The sequence below is a fragment of the Aestuariivirga sp. genome (genome assembly GCF_044239095.1).
Taxonomy (GTDB): domain Bacteria; phylum Pseudomonadota; class Alphaproteobacteria; order Rhizobiales; family Aestuariivirgaceae; genus Aestuariivirga.
The window spans coordinates 1-3700 of sequence record NZ_JBIICB010000359.1; the positions used below are offsets into that span (position 1 = coordinate 1).

Below are 3700 nucleotides of genomic sequence, written 5' to 3' on the forward strand. Positions count from 1 at the left end.
TATCGGCCACGTGGATCTTGGCCATGGAGATTTCCTTCTGCGCCTTCTCACCCCTGTCGAGCTTCCAGGCGGCATGCATGGTGAGCAGCCGGCCCTTCTCGATCTCGGCGGCCACCTCACCCAGCATAATCTGCACGCTTTCACGCTCCGCCAGGGTCGATCCGAAGGCCTTGCGCTCCTTCACATAGGCGTGGGCAATCTCGAGGCACCGCTTGGCAAGGCCCGTCCAGCGCATGCAGTGGGTAAGGCGGGCCGGACCAAGCCTGATCTGGGTGAGGCGCAAACCATCGCCCTCTTCCATCAGCCGGTTCTCCTCGGGAATCTCCAGACCGTCGAATTCGAGTTCGCAGGTGCCGCCCAGTTCGTCCGGCCCCATGGTGGGCACGCGGCGGACAATGCGCCAACCCGGCTGATCACTGTGGAAGAGGAAAGCCGAGAGCCCGTTGCGCGCATCATCCGAGGTGCGCGCCACGAGGATGAAATGGGTAGCGCCATCAGCCCCGGAGATGAACCATTTCCGTCCGTGTACGATATATTTGTCCCCACGCTTCTCGGCTCTCGTCAGCATCATGCCGCCGGGGTCGGAGCCCGAGCCCGGGTGCGGTTCCGTCATCACGAAGGACGAGCGGATCTGGCCGTCGATGATGGGCTGCAGCCACGTGTCCTTCTGGGCATCGGTCTTCAGCACCTTGTTGAGGACATTCATGTTGCCGTCGTCCGGGGCGGCACAGTTGAAGGCAAGCGGCCCGAAGATCGAGCGGTTGGCCTCCTCGTAGAAGGCAGCCCAGCCGACCATGGGCAGACCCAGCCCCCCGCGCGCCGTGGGCATCTGCGGCGCCCACAGGCCTTCGGCCTTGGCCTTGTCACGCAGCGGCCTCAGCACATCGAGGCGGATGTTCTCATGTGCATCATAATTCGCCCGGTCTGCTTCAAGCGGCAGCACATGCGCATCGATAAAGGCGCGCGCCTTGCAGCGGAGTGTTTCGATCTCAGGCGGAAGGGAGAAGTCCATCTGTCTTTACTTTCTAAGCAAGGGCATGGCCGCCGTCGACGCGCAGCGAGGCGCCCGTCATGAAGCCCGAGGCCCTTGAAGACGCCAAAAGCAGGATCACGCCGTCGAGATCGGAGGGATCGCCCGCGCGGCGCTGCGGAATGTGACGGACCATATCCTGGCCCGCGGGGCTGGCGAGATAAGCATCCGTCATCTCGCTCGCGATGAAGCCGGGGCAGATGGCGTTGACGCGGATGCCATGGCGCGCCCACTCCAGCGCCTGGGCCTTGGTCATGTGCAGGACGGCCGCCTTGCTGACGGCATAGGCGGCGGAAGAAACACCCACCTTCTCGGCCACGAGTGATGCGATATTGATGATGGCACCGGGGCTCTGCCGGGCAATGAGGCGCCCCGCGAAAGCCCGCGACAGGTGCCAGACCGCGTCGACATTGGTCCTCTGCACCGCTGCCCACTCTTCCTCCGCCGTGTCCAGGATGCGCTTTCCGGAGGCCACCCCGGCATTGTTGATGAGCTGCGTCAGCGGCCCAAAATGCCGCTCGGCCTCATCCAGCGCGGCGGCGAACCCATCCGGTGCCGTCACGTCGAGGGCGAGAGGCGCAATGCCCTCCTGCTCGCCCGCCAGTTCGGCCAGGCGGTCCACGCGGCGGGCCCCGGCCACCACCTTCGCGCCATGCGCCGCGAGCACCCGGGCAAAGCGCCGGCCGAGGCCGGAGGATGCACCCGTCACCAGAACCACCTCGCCCGAGAGGTCGAAAAGCTGTTGTGCGTGCGTGATGTGAGCCATCGGTTGGACTTCCCCTGCCGGTCGGTCTATCTAGACGCCAAACCAGATCATCCACAAGGTTCGGAAATGTCCTACCTGCCCCTCGTCGGACTGCCGGCGGATAGCTATGAGAGCCACGGCTTCCTGTTCCACTCGATCGGCGACAAATATCTGCGCGCTGTAGCCGAGGTGGCGCTGTGTTCCCCGGTCATGATCCCCGCCATGGTGGATGCGCTGGAACTCGACGCACTGCTCGACCATTTTGACGGCATCGTCATCACCGGGGCGGTCTCCAACGTCCATCCGCCACATTATGGCGAGCAGCCCTCGCCCTCGCATGAGCCCTACGACCATCACCGGGACGCCATCACGCTGAGGCTGATCGAGAAGGTTCTCAAGCGCGGCATGCCCCTGTTCTGCATCTGCCGCGGCTTCCAGGAACTGAACGTGGTGATGGGCGGAACGCTGGAGACCGAGTTGCAGGACATCGAGGGACGGCTGGACCATCGCGCGCCCAAGCATGACGATGTCGATGTCCGCTATGCGCCCGCCCATACCATCAACATCCGCCCGGGCGGGGTGCTGGAGCAGATCCTCGGCAAGCGTGAGACGATGGTGAACTCGATCCACCGCCAGGGCATCAAGCGCATGGCCAAGGGGCTTGCGGTCGAGGCCACGGCCCCCGATGGCATCATCGAGGCCGTGTCGGTGCGGGATGCCAAGACCTTCGCCATCGGCACGCAGTGGCACCCGGAGTTCAAGGCGCTGAGCAATCCGGATTCGGTGAAGCTGTTCACGGCATTCGGCAACGCAGTGCGCGCCTATGCCAAGGCGCGCGGAAAGCCGATGCGGGCGATTGCCTGAGGCTTGGCCTCGGCAGAGGGAGGCCCTCATCCGCCCTGCCGGGCACCTTCTCCCATTGCTACGTAACGGGAGAAGGGACAGCTGTGAGATGATTATTCCCTTCTCCCGTCCCGAAGGGATGGGAGAAGGTGGCCGGCAAGCCGGATGAGGGCCTCTTCACAGCATTGACGGCAGCACACGGTCCGGCGGGTTATGCCCATCCACCCAGGTCTTGATGTTGATGATGACCTTCTCGCCCATGTCGATACGGCCTTCGATGGTGGCTGAGCCCATGTGCGGCAGAAGCACGGCCTTCTTCGCCTTGAGAAGGCGGGGGTTCACCGCGGGCTCGTGCTCGAACACGTCAAGGCCCGCACCACCCAGTTCGCCCGCTTCCAGCATGCGGGCCAACGCGTTCTCGTCGATCACCTCGCCGCGCGCGGTGTTGACGATGATCGCCTCCTTCTTCATCAGCTTGAGGCGTCTGGCCGAGAGCAGGTGATAGGTGGCGGGCGTGTGCGGGCAGTTGACGGACACGATGTCCATGCGCGCCAGCATCTGGTCGAGGCTTTCCCAATAGGTTGCCTCGAGTTCCTCCTCCACCTTCGGGTGGACGGGCTTGCGGTTGTGATAGTGGATCTGAAGGCCGAAGGCCTTGGCGCGCCTCGCGATCGCGGTGCCGATCCGGCCCATGCCGATAATGCCCAGGCGCTTGCCGCCGATCCTGTGGCCCAGCATCCAGGTGGGAGACCAGCCGGCCCAGCTGTTGTCCGCCCCGATGACCTTCGCACCCTCGATGATGCGGCGGGAGACGGCCATGATGAGCGCCATGGTGAAGTCTGCCGTGTCTTCCGTGAGCACGCCCGGCGTGTTGGTGACCGTGATGCCGCGCGACAGGGCCGTCTCGACGTCGATGTTGTCGACACCATTGCCGAAATTGGCGATGAGCTTCAGTTGCTCTCCCGCCTGCATCAGCACCGCCTTGTCGATCCGGTCGGTCACGGTGGGCACAAGCACTTCGGCCGTCTTCACCGCCTCCACCAGCCCGGCCTTGCCCATCGGTTCATCCGTGGCATTGAGCC

Annotated in this window: 4 protein-coding genes; 1 reads left to right on the plus strand and 3 read right to left on the minus strand. The window is 64.4% G+C overall.

Going from position 1 to position 3700, the window contains the following annotated elements; translation table 11 throughout:
* Nucleotides 1-1012 (minus strand): acyl-CoA dehydrogenase family protein (locus ACILRA_RS21100; protein WP_395664016.1); only part of this gene is annotated, 1012 nt, incomplete at its 3' end.
* A 13-nt stretch (nucleotides 1013-1025) separates the two neighbouring features.
* Nucleotides 1026-1796: an SDR family NAD(P)-dependent oxidoreductase gene (locus ACILRA_RS21105; RefSeq protein ID WP_395664017.1), complete on the minus strand. Its 771-nt coding sequence runs from the start codon at nucleotides 1794-1796 to the stop codon at nucleotides 1026-1028.
* Nucleotides 1797-1862: 66 nt separating this feature from the next.
* Between ACILRA_RS21105 and ACILRA_RS21110 the strand changes: the two genes are divergently transcribed.
* Nucleotides 1863-2639 carry a gamma-glutamyl-gamma-aminobutyrate hydrolase family protein gene (locus tag ACILRA_RS21110; RefSeq protein WP_395664018.1) on the plus strand — a complete coding sequence of 259 codons (777 nt, stop codon included), beginning with the start codon at nucleotides 1863-1865 and terminating at the stop codon, nucleotides 2637-2639.
* Nucleotides 2640-2795: 156 nt separating this feature from the next.
* Here ACILRA_RS21110 and ACILRA_RS21115 read toward each other — a convergent pair.
* Nucleotides 2796-3700: 2-hydroxyacid dehydrogenase (locus ACILRA_RS21115; RefSeq protein WP_395664019.1), on the minus strand; the 905-nt coding region annotated here is incomplete at its 5' end.